General features: G+C 55.9%; 18 protein-coding genes. All 18 read right to left on the bottom strand.

The annotated features are described in order from the left end of the window. Positions 1-283 precede the first annotated feature (283 nt). Positions 284-2,368, bottom strand: coding sequence for a DEAD/DEAH box helicase (locus ACFSW5_RS19590; RefSeq protein WP_379276790.1), 2,085 nt, complete (start codon positions 2,366-2,368; stop codon positions 284-286). Between the two features lies 1 nt (position 2,369). Beyond that, positions 2,370-3,515: a BREX system ATP-binding domain-containing protein gene (locus ACFSW5_RS19585; protein ID WP_379276787.1), complete on the bottom strand. Its 1,146-nt coding sequence runs from the start codon at positions 3,513-3,515 to the stop codon at positions 2,370-2,372. 462 nt (positions 3,516-3,977) lie between these two features. Then, the gene (locus ACFSW5_RS19580) at positions 3,978-5,198 is read right to left on the bottom strand and encodes a BREX system ATP-binding domain-containing protein (protein ID WP_379276784.1); all 1,221 of its coding nucleotides are present in this window, start codon (positions 5,196-5,198) and stop codon (positions 3,978-3,980) included. Further along, positions 5,195-6,325, bottom strand: a complete 1,131-nt coding sequence (locus tag ACFSW5_RS19575; RefSeq protein ID WP_379276782.1) for a BREX system ATP-binding domain-containing protein — start codon at positions 6,323-6,325, stop codon at positions 5,195-5,197. The genes ACFSW5_RS19580 and ACFSW5_RS19575 overlap by 4 nt, the downstream gene beginning before the upstream one ends. Before the next feature lie 59 nt (positions 6,326-6,384). Beyond that, a complete protein-coding gene (locus tag ACFSW5_RS19570) occupies positions 6,385-7,197 on the bottom strand; it encodes a hypothetical protein (RefSeq protein ID WP_141334514.1) in 813 nt (270 codons plus the stop codon). 14 nt (positions 7,198-7,211) lie between these two features. Further along, entirely contained in the window at positions 7,212-9,392 is a 2,181-nt protein-coding gene (locus ACFSW5_RS19565; protein WP_379276779.1) for a HelD family protein, read from the bottom strand. 123 nt (positions 9,393-9,515) lie between these two features. Continuing rightward, on the bottom strand, positions 9,516-10,298 hold the full coding sequence (locus ACFSW5_RS19560; RefSeq protein ID WP_141334516.1) for a M20/M25/M40 family metallo-hydrolase: 783 nt from the start codon (positions 10,296-10,298) through the stop codon (positions 9,516-9,518). Then, a complete protein-coding gene (locus ACFSW5_RS19555) occupies positions 10,298-11,107 on the bottom strand; it encodes a hypothetical protein (RefSeq protein ID WP_379276776.1) in 810 nt (269 codons plus the stop codon). Before ACFSW5_RS19555 ends, ACFSW5_RS19560 begins: the two co-directional genes overlap by 1 nt. Positions 11,108-11,305: 198 nt before the next feature. After that, positions 11,306-12,322: a hypothetical protein gene (locus tag ACFSW5_RS19550; protein WP_379276774.1), complete on the bottom strand. Its 1,017-nt coding sequence runs from the start codon at positions 12,320-12,322 to the stop codon at positions 11,306-11,308. A gap of 460 nt (positions 12,323-12,782) precedes the next feature. Further along, complete coding sequence (locus ACFSW5_RS19545) at positions 12,783-13,055, bottom strand: hypothetical protein (RefSeq protein WP_379276772.1); 273 nt, start codon at positions 13,053-13,055, stop codon at positions 12,783-12,785. Between the two features lie 72 nt (positions 13,056-13,127). After that, positions 13,128-13,667: a hypothetical protein gene (locus ACFSW5_RS19540; RefSeq protein WP_379276769.1), complete on the bottom strand. Its 540-nt coding sequence runs from the start codon at positions 13,665-13,667 to the stop codon at positions 13,128-13,130. Positions 13,668-13,877: 210 nt separating this feature from the next. After that, entirely contained in the window at positions 13,878-14,330 is a 453-nt protein-coding gene (locus tag ACFSW5_RS19535; RefSeq protein WP_379276767.1) for a hypothetical protein, read from the bottom strand. 30 nt (positions 14,331-14,360) lie between these two features. Next, entirely contained in the window at positions 14,361-15,899 is a 1,539-nt protein-coding gene (locus ACFSW5_RS19530) for a dynamin family protein (RefSeq protein ID WP_379276765.1), read from the bottom strand. Positions 15,900-15,920: 21 nt separating this feature from the next. After that, positions 15,921-16,079: a hypothetical protein gene (locus ACFSW5_RS19525; protein WP_379276763.1), complete on the bottom strand. Its 159-nt coding sequence runs from the start codon at positions 16,077-16,079 to the stop codon at positions 15,921-15,923. Beyond that, entirely contained in the window at positions 16,076-18,118 is a 2,043-nt protein-coding gene (locus ACFSW5_RS19520; RefSeq protein WP_379276761.1) for a dynamin family protein, read from the bottom strand. The genes ACFSW5_RS19525 and ACFSW5_RS19520 overlap by 4 nt, the downstream gene beginning before the upstream one ends. 12 nt (positions 18,119-18,130) lie before the next feature. Continuing rightward, positions 18,131-18,829 (bottom strand): hypothetical protein, encoded by a 699-nt coding sequence (locus ACFSW5_RS19515; protein ID WP_379276759.1) that lies wholly within the window; start codon positions 18,827-18,829, stop codon positions 18,131-18,133. 95 nt (positions 18,830-18,924) lie between these two features. Continuing rightward, positions 18,925-19,377 (bottom strand): SMI1/KNR4 family protein, encoded by a 453-nt coding sequence (locus ACFSW5_RS19510; protein WP_379276757.1) that lies wholly within the window; start codon positions 19,375-19,377, stop codon positions 18,925-18,927. Next, entirely contained in the window at positions 19,378-19,971 is a 594-nt protein-coding gene (locus ACFSW5_RS19505; protein WP_379276755.1) for an HNH/ENDO VII family nuclease, read from the bottom strand.

Here is a 19,971-nt window from a genome sequence, read left to right as displayed (position 1 = left end):
TTTCGTTAATCTCCATTGTAATAGATTTAGGTTTGAGAGTTTACACAAAATATTTTACAGTCCCTTGGGAACAGAAGCGATAGAAGGACTGATTACATTATAATTCTAGTAATGATTAATTTCAACATTCTTATAGACCCGCGTAAAATGAGATGAATCTTTTCTTCAAAGATCGATAGAAATGATGATACTCTCTCCGCCAAGCATTGATTTCTGTTTCATGCCTTTAATGTCGACAATTACTACTATAGGCCTAACAGCAGTTGTTAATTTTAGACTAGCCCTAATTTCCAATAAACAACCCCAACACCTCTACTGTTTCCTCCTCCGCACGCGTCCAAACCGACTCCCGCAACTCTTGCACAAGCCCCTCCGGCCGCAGCCAGCCTTGTACATCTCGCAGGCGAAGCTTATCTGGCAGCATCCGGTTTGCCAGTGGCAGACCTAACTGGCTCTCAGCAGTATCCAACCTGATGCTCACAGCGACGTGTAAGAGGTCTGCTGCAGGATGAACTAGCCAGCGTGGCTTCAGCTCCTCGCGGAAGCTGACGTAGTACGGCGTGATCTTCGACGGTCGTTCCTCGGGTGCGACGTAGACGGACAACAGCCGCAAGGCGAGGCTCATACGCACGCCGCCGAGGTGGAAGGCGCAGTAATACCCGTCCTTATCCTGCACGACAGGCCACTCCCCCTCCGCCAGCAGCAGCTTGTGGCGAAGCACCATCGGATGCTCGGTCCTCCGGTTTGCCGGACCGCTCACGTATGACCATTGACTTTCGCCATCGGGCAGCCGGGCTGAGGACTTGACCTTGAGAGAGTAAGCAGAGCGTTCGACCACTTGAAAGTGGTTACCGCCGATGCTAAGTCCTTTGCCTTTCAAGTGTTTTACTTGGTTAGCCAGCCTCCGCCCAGTGACCGAATCCACGGCGGTTTGGCCTGGCAGCGTCTCGATGACAGAGTGAAGCTCGCCCCGCAAGGCCCGATCTCTTGCCTTGGTCGTTAAGCGAACCCCCCTCGGTGTATCATGAATATCACCGCCGTTAGCCATCATCGTTAGCAGTTCCTGCATAATGGCGCCATCCACTTCCTTCTCGAACAGACGGCGAATAAACTCCCGACTGCGCACTCCCCCCTTACCCTGAAATATGTAAGACAGTACCTGCTGCCGCAGTACGGAGCTGATCGGGCCTACTGGTTGATTAGCAAACCAGCCTACGCGAGCCGCTTCGAGCATCGCCTCCTGCAACACCGCGTCCTGCTCAGAGCGGGCGCACAGCATGACCTGCGCATGCTGCGAGCGGCGATTGCCGCGGCCGATGCGCTGCAGGAAAGCTGCCATATCCGGCGGCGGAGCGTCCAGGGCGACGCCGTCGACGTCGCCGATGTCGACCCCTATCTCGATGGTCGAGGTGGCAACCAGCACGTAGCGGTCGAGTCGGCGCACGTCCCGCTCGGTCATCTCGCGCAGTGTCTTCCCCAAGCTGCCGTGGTGCGCACCGACAGAATACCCAAAAACCCGCAGCTCCTTGCACAGTAGTTCGGTGAGCTCGTCCACGCGCTTGCGGTTATTGCAGAAGACGACCCATTTCTCAGAGCTTCGTCCCTTTGCACCGAGATACGCCGGGAGGGCTCGCTCCACAGGAGCAAACCGCATGCCAGGCGGCACCACTTCAATAATCTCCCGCTTTCCGGGTACGAACACGAGTCCGCCGCCGGGAAGAAAGGTGTCAATGACGGCCTGAGGCTCGACGACCGTTGCGCTGAGGCCGACGATCTGCAATTGTTTGCTCCGAGTCCAGCCTGAATCATAAGCATGAGCCACCAGCCGTTTCAGCCGCTCGATTAGCCATCTTGTCTGCTCGCCGCGCGGAGATCCGTGCAGCAGATGAATTTCGTCGAGTACGACGGCGCGGACGTGAGCCAGAACGTGAGCGCTTCCATCCTCGGCCAAACCACGGCACAGCATACTGTCAAGTGACTCTGGCGTCGTAACAAGAATATGCGGAACCGCCTCCGACTCCCATTTGTATTCCCCCGTACGGCGCACGAGACGAAGCCCGAGCCGCTCTGCGGCCGGACCGAGCCTTGCATGGATGTCGTTGACGAGCGCCCGGGTAGGTGACAGATACAAGATCGTCCACGGACCGGACATCCCCTTCAGCCGCTCTACTAGCGGAGCATAAGCTGCCTCGGTCTTGCCGCTGGCGGTTGCTGCACAGATGAGAATGTTCCGACCGTCCAGAATCGGCCCGATCGCTTCCCGCTGGACCGGAGTCAGCCGTCCGAAGCGCTGGAAGAACACCGGCCATACCGTAGGAAGACGCCTGCTCAGTTGACGGTCCTTCTCGAGCTCCTGTGATGTTGTCAAACTAAGCCATCTCCTTCGGCGGTCCGTACAGTACGTCCAGGAACGCCATATACCATTTGATAAACTGCCTCAGCAGCTCGCTCTCTACATACCCGCGTCCGTCCAGCAGCGTATGCACGCGGTCGGCTACATTCGGATCGTAAGGGCGCTGAAGCTGATACGCCTCTTGATAAAAGCGGTAAATTCGATTGGCGAGTTCGAGCCGCTCCTCCTTTTGGAAAAAACGCAGTTCCAATGCGGAGCCTCCGCTTGCTTCGACCAGATCGTTCAGGTAGACGTCTCCCCCGTCCATCGAGTCTCCCACGGTACCAAAATAGAGTGCTAGCGGCACCTTTGGTAAATTGCGTTGTCCACTGACATAACATTCTATCGCCCTCAAGGTCAGCATCAGCTTCTGCTTCTGTGCCTTGGTCAGATGCTTGTTCTCCGTCTCGAATTCGTCGATCGTAATGATAAGCCCCTTATACCCTGCAGCCTTAGCTAGCCAAGCCGTTCCTAGCAGCGATTCGACTAAGCCGTTCGGGCGGTCGAGAAGAGAGCGCGGGACCGCAGGGAAAACCTGCACACTCGCTCGTGTTTGCTTACGCAACTCCCGGTCCAGATCGGTCGCCGATACTTCGTCGCTCCCGCTGAAGACGGCCTCCAGCTGCTCGGTCCAAATATCCAGCGTACCGGCATGCTGCAGCATCGAGACGACGCCCAAATGAGCATCAACCGCCCGCAGCCCGGATAAAGGCAAATACGAGGATGTGCTATTTTGGATCACCTTCTCCAACAAGCCTACCAGTGGATACTCTGTCTCCTCCTCCTGGCTGTGAAGCGTGCTGTAGATCGCATGGATTAGCTTAGCCGGGTCGGACAAGGTCATACCTTCGCCGTTTACCTCGACGTGAGCAACCATGTAGCCTTCCCGCTTCGCAAGGGTCCGGATGGCGGACATCGTATGGCTTTTGCCTGTGCCATATGCACCAATGACCTTGTGCACGCGTGGCTCCAAAACAGGGAAGGATGAGTTAATCCACTTGCTTAGCTGCTCATAACCCAGGGTAAACTGCTCGATGTGACGATGCGGCACGAGTCCGAACCGCAGCGCCTCCAGCGAGCAGCGAGCCTCGAAGCCCGGGTCGGACAAAGGCGGTGCTGGCATAGGCGATGGGGCCGCCGCAGGTGGAGTCCCCCCAGAAGTCGCAGATGCACCTGGCCCAGGCTCTAGCGAAGGTACTTGCACCCCTCCTGAACCGGGCGGCTTCGGCCTCGCACCGATCAGCTGGCCGATGCGTGCCAAATGCCCGGACGCCGCTGGAGCAGCCTTGCTGAGCGGCGGGGAGTGTGACTGTGCTGCTCCAGCACCAGCAGAACCGGCTGCTACAGCAGGCCCGTTCCCCTGCGGTGAACTGTGGCTCGCAGCAGCCCCAGTCCTGGCGGCCTGCATCCCAGATGAACCTGCAGCTCCTTCAACCAATGAAATATTCGCCGTATTAAATTCTGCTCTTGTCGAATATGGCGCATCCAGCTCGACGATGGCTCCTCGTGGCGTAGCCTTGACAACGGTGCCTAAGCCGAGACCGGTAACGGCGACCCGTTCTCCGTGCGCAGGTGTCCACATAGCCTATACCTCCGTTTCCTGGCCTGTCGCAACGAAGGCCCAGCCGTCGTCGTAGATGTTCATCAACATGGTACACACTTCCTTCACCAGCGTCCGGCGTACGCTCGAACTGAGGTCCTCTGCCGCCAGACGTGATGCGGCAGCCTGAGCCCGCCCAAGCGCCTCTGCTTCCGGAACCGCCATGCTATCCGCCCAATGGCTGTACATAAGACTCACCAGCCGGCCCGCAATCTCGACCAGCTCCTGGTCACGGTTTTGTCTCCGCTGCAGATCGATCAGAGGCGCCAGTACGTTGCCCTCAAAGAAATCGGCTCCGGGATGCAGCACGCGCTGCTGCAGGGCAGGGAACGTATCGAAATCAGCAACGATATCCGGTGTAAGCGCATAAGCCATGAGCAGCGAGCCGTTTTGCAAAGCGTTAAGCCCGTTAATGTCCGCCATCAGCATGGAGAGGATGCGCTGCTTCTTGCGTGTGTCCACCTGGAAGCCCTGCTCGGCCTCGTCGAAACCGACGACTGTTCCGCTCCAGCCCACCTGACGGACGAACTGGGCCAGCGTGTGCAGCGCACGGATCGCGTACAGGTTGCTTTCCGCGCTGGTGATCTTCGGCGCCTTAAGCAGCTTGACGTGCTCGGCGTTGTCCATCTCTCCTCCCAGCCAGCGGCACAGCGATTCCAGCCGTTCCTCCTGGTTCTCCGCGCAAGCCGCACATGCCTGCCGAAGCAGCTGCCCATAGAAGGGCCACTTGTAATCCACATCCGACAGAGCGGAGATCCACCCGTTCAGCAGCATCTCGGCAGCAGCCGGGTTATCCGGCACCTGATTTCGTTTGTACGCAACCGCCTCCTGAATAAGGGCGCGGATACCATGCCGCTGGGAGCGCGGAGTGCGCAGCTCATGGGCAATTTCCCGGAACACGAGCATGTAACGGGTAAAATCCACATTTTTATTCAACGTGACCTTAGCTGTAACGCAACTCTCCGATCGGGCCACCTCAATCAACTGATGCAGAAAATGCGACTTGCCCGAGCCAAAGGGACCGACGATGAATTTCTCCGAAGAACGTCCCCGTTTAAACTGGTCGCGGATGTATTTATTTCTCAGCTTCTCAAAAGCCGCATCAAAGCCGACGCCAAACAGACTGCAGCCCTCCTCCGGGGCCGTGCCGTTCTGGGCCATCGTTTCAATCATCGAGAGCACATGGTTGGCGCGTTCTTGAGTCATCGATATTCCTCCTGCTCCAGTCGTAATAAGCTGTTATACGCCAGCGTTTTCATTAGCATACGTTTATGCCCTTCGTCCGCTTGCTTCTGAAGCACCTCCATGCCCTTAGCCCGCAGTTCCGCGGCAAGACCCTCCGAACGGCCGCCAAGAATACGTACCAGCTCGGTAAAATGATCCGCCGCCTCCTCGAGGAACGCTTCCGGCGTCGCATTCGCATTCACTTTTTCTACGCTCGAGGCGGTGAGACGCCAGGCCTTCCCGAGATCGAGATGAGGCGGAATCAGGCGCTGCCCCAAGGCCGGATACTCCTCCGTACACATGGAGATAAAGCCAGGCAGCACCGCGAACACGGCAACTGTTCCCGGCAGCGCGCCAGTTGTGCATCCATCGATGAACCGGCGCATCAGATTCGCTGCAATGTTGAGTTTACGCGTAGGCATTTTGCCCTTCGGCTGAAGCGTCCGCTCGTTCTCGTCGAACAAGAGCAGCACACCGGGCACACCCAACAGACGGAGCCCTGCAAGAACGGTTTTCATGTATTGCTCGGCATTGCGCTGGGAAAGGTAGCCCTTAATCCCGGTCAAGCCATATCGCTTGAAGTCGGCAGCGGCTACACGTCCGCCGTTCAAATACTCATGGAGAAGCCTACGGGAGTTGTCTCCATGCTGACCGCGGTGAACACCCCACCACATGGCATGCTGCATCCCGGGGTGAGGGAGCTTCGCTTTACGCAGGCTCAACGCTCGCTCCGACTGGTCTGCCTCCAGAGCCTCAAGGATGTGTGGCAAAGAACGAACCGTTCGGCCCCCGTTCCTCCACTCCAGCTGCTCCAGGAAAAACTGCGTAATCTGCTTCCAGTCCTCTAGCCGCATATCCTGCGACAGGTCGAAGTAAGCGACGGCCATGCCGCAGGAGAGTGCCCGGTGCCTAAGCAGCTGAAGCAGATGCGATTTCCCCGCTCCATAGGTGCCCTCGAACAATTTGACCGTAGCGCCGCCCTGCATCGCCAAGCCGCGAAACAGCTCCCGTTCCGCGTAATTCAAATAAGGGCCGTTCCCGACGTCAATGAGGTGGGCCGAATCTGGAGAAACGATGCCGGATTGCGCGACTTGCTCAAGAGTATCCAAAAGCTTTTCCCGATCCTCTGATGTCTGTATCATAATAGCGCTCATAGCTTGGTCCCGTCCTAATTCGCAGCCAATGCCGCAGCTACGTGGCAGATCATGTTATAGTCGACGTTCGGGTCGAGTCCGTTGATCGTCAAGCCTTCCTTGGACGTCTCCGTTTGGCTGCCTGTCAGCAGTCCGAGCCGCTGGTGGTTCGGGAGGCTGGAGGCGATTTTGCGGTACGTGTCCAGATTGTATTGGAACGCCCACAACGGATACTCTGCAGAGCCTTTACCCTTTGCTCCATTGTGGGTGAGATCGGCGGCGAGGAAGCCAAACAGCTTCGCTACCGTCCGGACGTACACCCGCTCGCCCGGTGCCTTGCCCGTATAAGCGAGCGCCATCTGGTACGCCTTCGTGAACAGCTCCCCGAGCTGCTCTTCTGGAAGCGCCTCCTGCTGCAGCTGCGTCAACGCCGCCTGAAAGCCGTCCATCACAACCGCTTCGCTATCCGCCTGTACCACACCGCCGATCGGTGTCCGGTTATAGCTGAATCGCACCTTAGCATCCGTCGTATCCAGTTCTAGGTATAGCGGACCGACCCGCCAGCCGCCTGCCATCTCGCGGAGGCCGAAGCCCGCATCCTTGGCGGCCTGGAGGAACACCGACAGCGTCTTTTTACATTGACTGTTGCGCTTGTCAAGCTCCTCCTCTATCAGAGGCAGAAACGCTGCCTTCAGCTCCTTATCCTGAAATTTGGACAAAAGCTTATGCGCCTCGGTGAGCGCCCCCGGATTGCCCGGCTTCAACTGGATAAAAGCAAGCTCCGCCTTGAAGCGGTCCTTCAGCACCTTCGAAATTTCCTTATGTACAGCGGCTAATTGAAATTCCATGTATGAACGTCCTCCTATGGCATATTCGTATGGGAAGCGAGCCAGCGACTTGGCTGGTCGTAATAAATAAGTTCCAGCGCCTCCTGCGCCCGCGTAATGCTAATGAAGAGCAGTCTCGCATCCAGTTCTGTATCGTAGGACAGCTCGCTGGCGTTCGGGATAATGACGGCTTCGAATTCCAGACCCTTCACAAGCGTGGACGGGATAAAAACAATCTGCTCTGTCAGCTCCTGGTCCAAAGCAGATACATGCTGCAACCCCTCAAGCCCTTCCTCATTCAGGTGTAAAAATAAAGCCTCTGCCAGCTCCGGCTCCTTCGGAATGATGGCGATGCGGCGATGGCCTGCAGCCTTCATTCGCTCAATGGAGCTGCGAAGCTGCAATACCAGCTCCTCAGGGGAGTCGACGCGGGTCATCGCAGGCAGATCGTCTGCATGCCGCACCGCCTGAATCTGCGGCAGCGTCTCGGACAAGCAGCTAAGCACATGATTCGCCAGCTCCATAATCCGGCGGGTCGAACGATAGCTGATAGCCGTCTCAACGTAGGTTAATTCGGGACCGAGCACCTCGTTCAGCCCAGACCAGTCCTGCATTCCGATCCATGGATGAATGTTCTGCGAGATGTCGCCGAGCAGCGTCATCGACTTGGCAAGCGGCTTCAGCGAGGCGATCAGGTACGGGTACGTGTCCTGTACCTCGTCGATGACGAGATAGTCGAGACGCTTATCCAACCCACCGAGGCGAGATTCGACGTGAAGGAGCGCGCCGAGGTCCTCATAGCCGACACGTTTGCCGTCCTCCGGAGGCACGGCTAGGCCTGCCCTTTCACAGAGGCTCCTATACCACTCGTAGGGGACGATCGGCTTCCACGCCGATAAATACGCATCCACCGGCTTTGTCAACGCCTCAGTTAACGCCTGCTGTTTGCGGTTAAGAAGCCGCTGCACCGCCTTTTCCGCTTGCTGGGCCTCCTCGTCCTCCAGGGCACCGATCCATTCCGACCGGAATGCTAAATATCGGCTTTTCAAATAGTCTTGCTGCCGGTTCAGCTCTGTCTCGAGCCAGGAACGAATCGACTTGGTCGTTTCGATACGGCGCTGGTTGAGCGGCAAATGCTTGTAGCCGTTGTAAATCTCGCGGAAAATATCCCCGATTGGCCTCTCGATCGGGGTGGCGCTGTTTAGCTGCGGAAAGTTCGTTGGAAGATACGCTTCCTCCAGCTCTCGAAGCCGCTCCTCGACGTAGGCTTGGTACTCGAGCGACGTCTTGTAGCGCAGCTGCGGACCATACACCGCATCCATTTGCGGGTCGGACGCAGCTTGGAGCCACAGCGCCAGATCCTCTTGCGGATGGCTGACGCTTTTGACCTGAGGGAGAAGCTGAATGCACAGACCGGAGACGGTATCTTGTGCGATGCTCTCGATATCCAGGTCCTGAATGACCTGCTGTATATATTGAATAAACATGCCGTTCGGCGCGAGAATAAGGATCTTCTCCGGGCTGAGCTGCTTCGGATATTGGTATAGCAGATACGAGATCCGGTGCAGAGCGATACTCGTTTTGCCGCTTCCAGCTACGCCTTGGATCAAGATCGGAGAGGAGATGCCGAGACGAATCATTTCGTTCTGCTCGCGCTGGATCGAGGCGACGATATCGCGCATCTTATGGTCTTCCCGGCTCTCGAACCAAAGCTGCATGAGGCGGTCGTCGTTCAGGGATGGCGCGGTCAATTCGTCCGGCTCTGCCTGATCGCTCAGGATGTCCTTTAGGTCCTCTACCTTGCGTTGACGAATGACAACATTCCGTTTACGGGTAATCGTAATCTCCTGCTCTCCGGCAGGTGTTTGATAGGTTATACATCCGTTGCCGCCCTGGAAGGAATAAAACACATCCCCGATCGGCGACTGCCAATCAATGATCAGGCTGTCCAGCCCATCGATCGTCGTCACGGGCACCTTGCCGATTCGATATGTAACTCTTACCCCGTCCTCCACCACCTCAAGCTTGCCGATGTACGGCACTTCCATCGCTTTTCGATAAGATTCCCGTCTTTTCTTATCCCGGGCCGCCCGGTACTGACCGTCGACGGTTGCGGAGTAACGATTATTTTCCTCCAAATAGGTCACGATCTGTTCGATGGATTGAATCGTTTGGTTTACTTCCTGCTGCTCTTGTAGAATAATCTGCTGCTTCATGTCTCTCACCTATAGGCAAATCATTATGTATATGGGTTATTTCGACAAAAGACCACAATATTCCTGCAATCGTTGTTGTCTGGGGTATTTTGGTACACAACTATATTATGACTATCGCCTGTGTCAATGAGTTGTCAGCGAATGTATGTTCCGCTGTTTTTCTGTGCTCATCGAAACCAGCGTCCCGACGATCAAACGGATCGTATCCAAACAATCATCAATATTTACCGTTTCTCTTGCCGTATGCTCCAACTGGTACCCCGTGGACAAATTCACACTCGGGATGCCCAGTGAGGCATAGGTAACGGCATCGCTCGTGCCGCCGGTGACCGCACGCCAGTCCGGCATCCCGCACAGGACCGCTGCCCGCTCGAAGCGAGCTGCGGTTAGGTCGTCGCAGAAGTCAATATAGCCGTTGCGGACGACAATATCCCTCGACCCGCGGCGGTCGACTACGATGGCGAGCTCAGCTTTCCTCAGCCAAGCCGGATCGATCTCACACGAGCCCACGCAGCCGACCTCCTCCTCCCGGGTAAAAGCGAGCCGAATCGTGCCATCGAAGCCGGTATGTTGCAGTTGGTCCAGCACGGACAAAATGATTGCAATTCCTGCCCTGTCATCCGCTCCGAGCGGACCGCTGCTGCTGCTCCACACGCTGCCGTTTCTTATAACGCTGCGGCCGGGATGAACCGGTACCGTATCCATATGGGCAGAGAGCAGTACGACCGGTCCTTCCCCGGAACCATAGACCGCTTCGCCGAGCACGTTGAAATAGGTATCCGTAGTTGCTTTCAAGCCTGAGGTCGTAAGGCGGTTGATAAGATATTCGGCAACCGGCTTCTCATATCCGCTGGGTGCTGTGATAGCAAGCAGTTGCAGGAATTCCTTCTCGAAGGCATGTCTCATTAGAGCACACCTCCCATCCACTCGCAGAGCGCGGCAAAATCGTGCTGGAGCCGTTCTGCCCCGGCCAGCATGCTGCGGTGCTTGAACCGGTTGCGGCGTTCGGCGCGAAGGCTCTCCGCCTGACGGCGCAGCTTGTCGCCGATGGCGAGGACGTCCTGCTGGATGAGCTTCAGGCTCCAGCGGTCCGCCGCTGCGGAAAGGGATGCCCGCAGTTTTGCACTTCCCTGGGAGTCACCCGGTTCAACGACCTCCCACTTATAGTGCAGGGGCAGGCTGGCCAGCCGATCCTGCACGGCGATCTTGAACCAAGCAGCGGCATAGCTGCTGGCGAAATATACCTGCGGCTCGTGGCGCCCGTGGCCGTCGCAGCCGCCCGTCACGAGGAAGCCCGCCTCACTGAGTGCCTTGACGAGGTAAGCGATCCCTCTGTCGAGCGATAGCGTATTCCAGCGAAGCCCGTGATTGCGCTTGGTGAACGCGCGCCAAGAATAAAAGCCGTGCGGGATATGACTGCGGCCGTATCGTACCTGAAGCCGGTTTAGTTCCGCGCAGATCTTGCCCGTTATACCAGGGCACAGTACCTGAAGCCTGCAACCCTGTTCGGTATAGCATATCGGAACGCCGCTCCCTTCCAGAAAGCTTCGCACATCACGAACGTCCCGCTCCCCGTTGCCCGCCGACAAGACTACGGCATCGCCGTCTACTCGGGTGAGGAAGCCTCTTCGCTTCAGTGCTTCGTGCAGCTTTTCCGCTGGAGTCGCAAGGGTCGGGAAGTTGTTTCCGTTGGATGGACGGTTGATTTGGTTCATGGAGCATCAGCCTCTCTTCGTGGAATGTGGTTTGTGTTGTCTATGTACAGTAAACCACGTCCTGGTCACATGCCTGTGACCACGCGGATTGATTAAGAGAGTGGTTTTATTTTTTCCTCCATGCTTGACTGTGTCACACGGTTCGACTGTACCTAGCTCCGCGACCCATGAATCGAGCATAAAAAAAGAAGCTGGGGCTTATTCTCCCAGCTCCATATCCTCCTTGCTCCGGTATACGCTGCCATCCCGATACACAATCACCGGGTCGGGCCAAGCCTGATGATTCCACTGATATCCCTCCTGAAGCGTGAGCAGGTACGGCTTCTCGTGGTCATCCTGATGGCGTGCCAGCTCCTCGCGGATCCGGTTGATGTTCGATTTGACCACCGTGCTGCGAAGCGGCATCGGTTTACCGAACCTGGCTTCATACAGGTCCGCCCCCTTGAGCGGACGCTCCGACTCCATGAGCAGCCACAAAAATTCCGCCGGACGCTCTCTTAGCCGGATCCGCTTCGTTCCCTGCAGATGCAGCCATACTTGGCGGGGCGCCTCCGTGAAGCTGAGCACCGTCCTCCCGCTGGCAACCAGCTGCTCGTATTCCTCCTCCGAAATATCCCGCTCCTTATGCTTCTCCGACAGACGGAGTGACTTGAACCCGCCGTCCTCGAGCAGCAGCGACTCTGTTTCGCCCACGAGCTCCTTCAGTCGGTCGCGCAGCTGTCCCTTCATGCCGCCCCACAGGGTCATGACCGTTTCCATTGACCGGCGACTCAGGTGCTGGTACGCTCGGGTTTGGTAGCAGAGTGCCTTCACAGCCTGCTCATCGGTAATCCGGTGCTGGCGGTACCTCGCCGATCTCTGCAGCGCTTTGCCAAAGTACAATGCGGACTCTTCCCAACGTTGATCGTAATAGTACAGAAATCCAAGCCGATAGCACGCCAGAGAATGCTCAGGCTCCATACGCACAGCCTGGCGGAACAGCTTCTGGGCCCGCATTAGGTTCGTCCTGCTCATCTTCAGGTCGCGCCCCAGCTCGAGCAAACACCGGAGCAGATTGTTCCGGTATCGCTCCTCCCCCGGGCACAGCTCCGACAGCCGATTATACAGCGACAAGCCCTGCTCCCAATACTGATTCTCTAGATGGTCGCCCTCGCCCAGCTCCCACCGTTCCTCTTCGAACAGCAGCATTTTCAGCTCTTGTTCCTGACTGCTCATGTTGGACACCCTCCGTAGCATGTCTTTTCTATATACTCCCATTACGAACGGATGATTTCGTCAAGATTTCAATAATGACAATCCGTTCAAACCAGGTTATGATGGATCCTTTCCGCCCCCAGTTGTCCATAATATGGATCCAAATGATTTTCATTTTCCCCGCCTGAGGTGAGCAGTGTATGTAACTTCAGCCTGATAAAATATGAACGAATAAATTGTGCTAGGTGACAGCATATCTTGCTTTGTTACATTTCCCTAAAACAACTCCATCTGTTTCCCCTCTCCTCCGATCCGGTCCATACGACTGGAAAATAGTCCTGAAGGAACTTACCCTCTACATGCGCAGTTAAAGCGATCATCTAGAAGCCCAGCTGCTCTGCGATATAGAATACAGGGCTGAGAACATGGTCACTCGAAGCCTTGCCGAACGGGTTGTCCAGAATAACCGAATGATGACGCTTCATGTGACTATGAATTGCTGGCGCTTCTCTGCCACATAATTAAGAACTCCAAGGAACAAGGTCATGTTCTTGCTCCACTTCTCTCCACCTGACCAGCGATTGGATTCCTCCCAGGAATAAGTAGCCCCTGTTACCTGTTGATCGTTATTAACTTTACGGCAGCTGATGCGAATAACCGCGCCCTGCTGGAATACTTTCTGCAGCAGCTGCTTGGCATCCAGCCACTTCTCAATATCTTTGCGAATTGCCGCCGGCTGCTCGGTCCCATCCACATCCCGGTACTTGGCGTACTCCAGCTGCGCGATGATCCATACGATATGACTGCGAATTCGCTCCTTGCCCTCCTACTCGTCCCAATCCGGAACATGGAAGACATAAATTTCCTTATTGCCGCTTTCGGTGCGAACCCGGGTCCTCTTGGGTAACTCACGAAGCTCTTGCGCAATCTGCCTTAGGTGGGCTTGTATGTGTGTAATAAACTGCTGAAGCTTCTGATCCTCCGTCTGCATCCGCAGCTCTGCGATCTGATTGGCCTTCAGAATGCTGGCCCTCATCATCGCTTCGAACTCCTGAAACTCGGCATAAGCATCCTTTGCTTCCACGCCTCGCTCGGCCATCTCCCGCAGCTTTACATCCTGAACCTGCCGCTGACAAAATTCCCGGAATCGCTGGCGGCTGGCGGTAACTTTGTCCCGCTCCTTCCCGATGGCTTCCCGCTGCTGTTCCAAGCGCCTGATCACATCCTGACTGCCGGCCTCCAGACGATAGACGATCTCCCGCATAAACTCCGCATCCGAATCAGACAACTCCAGAAAAGGATCATCCAGCTTATGCACCCGGACATAGCTGTTCCACAGCTGCAAGACCCGGCGCGTCTCGTTCAATCTTCGTTCCACTACGTTAAGAAGTTGTACCACACGTAGTTATCAACAGCCGCCGCTTCACTTGTCCTGACTGGGTTTACGGTGGTTTGTGCATCTACGGACTATCAAACACGGGTGGTTTTCTTCCGGCTTAAACTTCTCTTCTTTTTTTGAGTTCACCGAAATTATCCATTTCATATCACCAGTCTTCCAATGTTGGTTATCGCAGATTTACAATCCCAATCGCACCCAAAGCTTGTCAGACTTGATCTCCACAGAGCTGATGGATCCCACCGGTACCTTCTTCACTATATCCAGCCCATTAAGGTCAAAGCAGGCTTCCCCCTGCTCGTAGGATACGAGGGGAGGCTGAGTCAACACCTTCTTCTTGACCGTTTCGAAATCCGCCGGGGAAAATTGCACGACCTCGAAATGGAGCAGCCTACCTTGTGTCCGCGTCGGCTTAAGGGCGATCGTAAACGGGATCGGTACAATCAGCCTCTTCACCTTTCCCGTTATGGTCAGCCTTTCGTCCGCAAGCTCGACCTTTAACTGCTCCACTCCCTCTATGGGTTTCATCTCAAGCAAAAGTTGAAGCATCGCGGCCGTGATGGGGATGGATCCCCCCTGCTCCTTGATTGTCTGCGCCGCTGTCCGGATGATCTTTCCGAATATACCGCTCATACTGAACTCTCCTCGCCTTGTAATCGCAGGTTATAATTGTTGCAGTTCGTTAGACATTTGCCCGAGACTTTCCATATAAGCCACCAGCTCCTCGCCGAGCCGCTCCCGCTCTCTCGTAAGAAGCTGCCGATCCATTTGCTCCGCAATTTGACGTTCGTAATCGTCATTCACTTTGCCGAACTGCGCCAGCAGCTCGGTGATCACGTTCTCCTCCACTCCCTGTTTTATCTCATACACCAGCGCTTTCGTATCCTCAACCGCTTGGTGCTTCCTCCGTTTCACACTGATCAGGCCCCCGACGAAAGCCCCGGCGATGACGAAGGGCGAAATCACCACAATCGGCGTGGTTGCGGTTAAAGACAGCACAGTCGAGGTGACTCCCCCAAACAGGAAGCCGGCACCGGCACCCGCCGTGACCTCAGTCAGTGCTCCGATCGGGCTTCTCGACGGCACATCCACCGGAAGCCTGCCGATAAACAGGTTAAACTCCTTATCCACACTGCAGGATATGTCCTCGCTTATCGCCATCCACTGCTCCTTCAGCCACACGCCCCATTCTTCGACCTTGAGGCTGATTTGCCGTTCAATATGGGCTTTTCTTATGATCTCATGGATTCGGTCCTCCAGGGGGCCGGTTCCTTTCACGAGATCGATGAGACCAAAGCTCTCAATACAGCCGGCAATTTCCCTGGTCTCTTGAACGAGAAACTCCTCCGTCAGCCATCGGTACATGTGCGACTTCAGCTCATCCATGATCTGGCTCTTACGGTAACCTAACTCCCGCTTCTGCTTGGCGCACTGCTCGGACATAAAATCGAGGAAGCCGCCTGCCTGAAGGTGGATGCCTCGCTCCTCCCTCAAGACGGCCAGCGCGGATTCGATAATACTCTGCCGCTGCACGGCATCAAGCCGCCCCTCCACTTGCCGATCCAGGTAATCGGTCAAGGCTTGAATTTGCGATTGTTCGTGCAGCTCCCTGCTGTTCTGCTCGATCCCCTCCAACGCCTGCCTGGCCGATATCGCAAACAGCTCGGATAAATATAAGCCGGAGCGCATCCGAACGTAGTGAATCAGACGGGCCGGCGTCGTATCCGCCTCATCGATGCGGTTGATCACGCCGATCATTTTTTTCCCCGTTTTTGCGGTTGCCGCCAGACTCTCGTCTACATCCGACTGCCCCAGATGGTTTGCATTAAATACCCAGATCACTACGTCCGCTTCCTGCACGTAGGACACGGTACGCCGATGATTTTCGGAGGTTACGCTGTTAAGTCCGGGCGTGTCCACCATCGCAAGCGTCTTCAAGCCGGTGAGCGGATAACGGACACACACATGCGAGCACTCTGCAAAAAAGTCCGCATTCCCCCGCTCCGCGGCGAGAGTATCGTATATTTCGTCCACACTTCCACGCTGCGCCGACCCGTCCTTGCGGACGATTTCGGCCCGGGGAGCTTCATCATAGCTGACCTCCATCACGAGCGCGATCATCTCCATGATATGGGAGGGAGCGACCCGCCCCCCGGCCAGCGCATTCAGCAGGGAGGACTTCCCCGCTTTCACTTCACCCATCAGTACCAGCTTAAGCGGCCCCTATACCTTCTCCCTCAGGATATGTATATGGTTCAGCGGCGCCTCCAAGGTATCCTGCTGCAGCGACAGCCCCATTCGGCTATCGGCATCGCACCGGCGCAACGGCGATCCGCTTAGTATGCTATGGCATTCTTCCAATACAGCTTCGAGCTTTTTCATACGGCATTCTCCCGTTCGGCGGAGGATATTCGGTCCGGCGCGGCCGATAAAATGATTTCCTTGGCGGCGGGTACGGGAAAGGAGCTAAGCTTGTCTGTACGGAGCGACTGCAAATGGTTCAGCAGGCCGCGCATCTCGCCAACCGGACAATGCAGGGCCGCAAACGACAGGTCCCGCAGCTTCTCAATTTCGTCGCTCGCTTTCGTTACAGCCTCCTTGTTCTGTTTCATCAAGGTTTCCTTAAGCTTCTTCGCCATTTCATCGGCTTGCCTCCGTAAATCCGCCTTGAATTTATTGACTTTGGTTTCATAGCTTTCGAAGAGGCCGATAAAGCCGTTCCAGGCCGCGGCGAGCCCCTCCCACAACAAGGCGATTAACCCTCCGATTAATACGAGCGGCCCCAGGATAAAAATCCCCGGTCCCATCACACTGATCATATCCACCATCGCCCAGGCGGCTAATGCCCCCATCGAAAGACCATTCATTTTAAAGAAACGATCCAGATTAAGGAAGGCGTCGCTTTGCAGCAGCAAATTTTTTAACGTTTCGGGCAAGTTCGCTATTTTCAACTTGGAGATTTCGGTGAACAATGATTTTTCCGTGAAGTATAACCGGTACTGAGCGATGCTTTCGTTGCTCTTCCGCTCATACTCGTCGGACAACGGCTTTAGGGACGGCGAGCCAAAAATATGCTGATCGATATAACTTTGGCTCTTGTCCATGTCATAAGCGGTTTGTCCGTAGAGATCAATATTTTGCTGCAGCTCTTTTCGGTATTTGACAATATATTCGTCCGCATGTCCCTGCAAAATGCCCGACAGCTTCGCCGTCCCTTCGCTTAGCTCCGCCCTGACTTCGGCGTAACGTTTAGCGTCGAGCGCAAACTGTCTCACATATTCGTTACGTCTGTGCTCGAGCTCGTGCATCGTATAATTATAGCCCTGCAGCTTGCTCTGAAGCTGAATGTCCGTTTGGTTTCGCCAGAACAGCTCGTCAATCATCCGAAGAAGCCGGCTTAATTGGCCCTGATGCAGCTTCTGCTCGTCCTGATCCCGTACACCTTCCCACGATTGCTTCGCGGATAAGGACACGAATCTGGAGAAATAAGCGCCGAACAGACGGCGGGCTTCCTCTTCCACCGCTTGAACCGCCTCTTCTCCCCCGACACTGCGAACCTTATCCATTTGGTTCAGCACCGCAATCGTGTTGTCCGGGGATACACCGATTTCCGTACGAAGCCTCTCGATTTCCTCCAGCATGCTCTTTGAGCCCTGGGCGGATATTTGCGTGGCGTCGAGCAGCCAAAGGATGCCGTCGGCCTTATGATAATAATCTACCGCGCTCATCTTGAGCTCCCCGACCAGCTTCTGAAACAGCCCCGGCGTATCGACCACCCGGAACTTTTTTAGAAACGGAGAGCCGTTTATCGGCCAGTGCACCTCAGCAAGCGGTGAGTGATAGATGAACCTGCGAATCAATAAGGCGCGCAGCTCCTCCTTCTCTTCGATGGTTTCCAGCTGTCCCGCGGCCTGGGTAAACTCCTCATAGGCCTTTAGCTCGGATTCCTCCTGCTTTCGCTCTTCCTCGAACAAGAATGCCCGGGCCTGTTCTCTGCCGAGCCGCTCGGTACGGCCGTCTTTATAGATCACAGTGACGGGAGCCTGCTCATCCCCGCCTTCGTAAACGTCCACCTTCCAGGTCTTGGGCAAAGCGTCGGTATCGGCAGCCGCTTGGCCGATGAGCGCATTGATGAGCGTCGATTTCCCGTACTTGCCCATGCCGACTATAAACAATAAAAACGGCTTATCCAGCCCTTCCGCCTGCAGCCGGATTCCGTTCGCCTGCTCTTCCGCGTAACGGCAGAAATCGTCCAGCAGCACAGCCGGGCAATCCTTTACGCGAATTCTGGCACCCCGCACCCATTGCTCCAGCTCGGTGGCTTTCTGCAGCAGCTGCTCTTTGCATTTGGCCTTAGCCAGCTTCGCTTGCTGCGACCTGAGCTTAGGCAGCAGCCGGGAAGCGAGCTCCGCAGATTTCATAGTCTCCCTCTCCTAAACAAACAGATTCACTACGACGACAACCAGATTGATAATTAACAAAATAAGCATGGCAACCTGCATGGAGGAAACGGATGCAAACCGTTCGGACATCACCATGCCGTGTTCAGACCAGCCGTTTTTAAACTCCGTTTTCGATTGCTCCATCAGCCGGCCAAACTGCTCCTGCCTTCGATCCAGTTCGCTCCAACGCTTCTCGTCGCTCTGCTGCTTTTGCAAAAGCCGCTTGTCCAACTCGGCTTCCCGCAAGGCCGCCGTCTCCTGCTGCGACACGATGAGCTGAGCCTGCGCTTGCTGGAATACATTCAGCTTCTCGTTTAAGCGGAGCACCTCCCGCTCTACCGTGTCCCGCGTCGCCAGCTGGGAGATTCGCTTCTCCAACGCCTGCGAGACGGTGCCCATTTCAGACAACAGCTTCTCCAGCCTCACCGCCTCCATCCGCAGAGCTTCCATCTCCTGCCGCAGCTCTCCCCGTACGGTGTCCGCGGTTTGATTAAACACATTCTCCGGAAGCTTTTCAACATCCGCGAGGGATGCGGACAACGCACCGACCTGCCCGGTCAAGCGGACCGTCGCTTCCTCCATCCGCTCCTGCAGCTCGTGCATCCGTTCAAAAACCGAAAGCTCCAATACCTCTTTGGACGTCTCCGCCACCAATTGCTTGAAATCCTCGTACAGCTTGTCGTCGCTCATAGCCGAACACCCCTCCCCGAAACAAGAAGAGGCGTCCGCCAGCCGGCGGACGGCCCCTTCATATGAATTTCACTATGCGGTAAACCTCGTACAGTTCACCTTGCGGCGCGAACCGCTTCGAAGCGTTCCGATAAATACGAAGCGAAGTCCGCTGCGATTTTCGCCACCTGCACGCTGTGGGACCACTCCACCACGATGCCGGTCTGATACCCTTTGGCTTCCGATTGGACCGTTGTTACACAGGCATACGCACCGTCTCCGAGTTGCTCTACCGGCAGCAGATGGGAAGGGAACTGCGCGTTAGCGCGCAGCTTTCCGGTTACCCATTCCACGTTGGGAAGCCCGGTCCTAGCTACGCCCAATCCGAATATCTCGATATAACCGAAGTTGCCGCAGCCATATTCCCGTAAAAACTCACGGTACTCCCCCGGAAAAGTCAGTCCCAGCGCTTGCTCGGCAGCAGCGATCTCACCTTCGGACACACCGCCGACAAAATCCGCCGCATCCGGCAGCTCTCCAATAATGTCGCGCACTTTCTGCAAGCTCATCTATGCGGCACCTGCCTTCATCATTTGCGCTCTTTCCTTCCAATGCTCAGATCTCACCTTGGCAAACTCGCCGCGGTCGATCTCGCTCGGGTTCTCCAGATCCGGATGAAGCAGCTTAAAGTTGCCCTCATGCTCCGCGCTGGTCAGCTCAGCCAAGGGGCCGTCCGGGTTTTGCCGGATATGGTGCAGCTCGATGCCCTGGCCGGATTCGTCAATCGGCGCAAGCCCCTGCTCCATCCGCTCCATATTCGTACGGCCCCGCGCATCGGTCAAATTAGGGTCGATGTCGCTGCGGACCAGAACATCTCGCCCGTTCACCTCTTTCATTTCCAGACCGGCTTGATCGTAAAGCTGCTTTTCCTCGAGAGGGACCTCAGCTACCTTCACTCCTTGCTCATTGAACAGACCGACCTGAGGCTGCATGCCTTCCGGCTGCCCCGTGATATTCAGTGCCTCAAGGGCAGGCTGCGCATCCGGCGAGGAAAAAATTTGCTCCATGCTGTAGTGAACGAACTCCACACTGCGCCGGCTTATTTCGATGGTGGCCTGCTTGCCGCCCTCCAGGGCGACGGCTCCTAACGCTTGAACTGCCAT

The sequence above is a fragment of the Paenibacillus thailandensis genome (assembly GCF_042685365.1).
Classification (GTDB): Bacteria; Bacillota; Bacilli; order Paenibacillales; family Paenibacillaceae; genus Paenibacillus_AP; species Paenibacillus_AP thailandensis.
Note: the sequence above shows the minus strand (reverse complement) of the source record. Positions and strands in the feature narration are given on the sequence as shown.

Excerpts from the sequence above, each read along its gene's own strand:
- ACFSW5_RS19515 (WP_379276759.1), bottom strand. The coding sequence starts at position 18,829 with ATGAGCGACGACAAGCTGTACGAGGATTTCAAGCAATTGGTGGCGGAG.
- ACFSW5_RS19510 (WP_379276757.1), bottom strand. The coding sequence starts at position 19,377 with ATGAGCTTGCAGAAAGTGCGCGACATTATTGGAGAGCTGCCGGATGCG.
- ACFSW5_RS19530 (WP_379276765.1), bottom strand. The coding sequence starts at position 15,899 with ATGGGTGAAGTGAAAGCGGGGAAGTCCTCCCTGCTGAATGCGCTGGCC.
- ACFSW5_RS19570 (WP_141334514.1), bottom strand. The coding sequence starts at position 7,197 with ATGGAATTTCAATTAGCCGCTGTACATAAGGAAATTTCGAAGGTGCTG.
- ACFSW5_RS19580 (WP_379276784.1), bottom strand. The coding sequence starts at position 5,198 with ATGACTCAAGAACGCGCCAACCATGTGCTCTCGATGATTGAAACGATG.
- ACFSW5_RS19560 (WP_141334516.1), bottom strand. The coding sequence starts at position 10,298 with ATGAGACATGCCTTCGAGAAGGAATTCCTGCAACTGCTTGCTATCACA.
- ACFSW5_RS19505 (WP_379276755.1), bottom strand. The coding sequence starts at position 19,971 with ATGGCAGTTCAAGCGTTAGGAGCCGTCGCCCTGGAGGGCGGCAAGCAG.
- ACFSW5_RS19520 (WP_379276761.1), bottom strand. The coding sequence starts at position 18,118 with ATGAAATCTGCGGAGCTCGCTTCCCGGCTGCTGCCTAAGCTCAGGTCG.
- ACFSW5_RS19555 (WP_379276776.1), bottom strand. The coding sequence starts at position 11,107 with ATGAACCAAATCAACCGTCCATCCAACGGAAACAACTTCCCGACCCTT.
- ACFSW5_RS19525 (WP_379276763.1), bottom strand. The coding sequence starts at position 16,079 with ATGAAAAAGCTCGAAGCTGTATTGGAAGAATGCCATAGCATACTAAGC.
- ACFSW5_RS19565 (WP_379276779.1), bottom strand. The coding sequence starts at position 9,392 with ATGAAGCAGCAGATTATTCTACAAGAGCAGCAGGAAGTAAACCAAACG.
- ACFSW5_RS19550 (WP_379276774.1), bottom strand. The coding sequence starts at position 12,322 with ATGAGCAGTCAGGAACAAGAGCTGAAAATGCTGCTGTTCGAAGAGGAA.
- ACFSW5_RS19535 (WP_379276767.1), bottom strand. The coding sequence starts at position 14,330 with ATGAGCGGTATATTCGGAAAGATCATCCGGACAGCGGCGCAGACAATC.
- ACFSW5_RS19585 (WP_379276787.1), bottom strand. The coding sequence starts at position 3,515 with ATGCCAGCACCGCCTTTGTCCGACCCGGGCTTCGAGGCTCGCTGCTCG.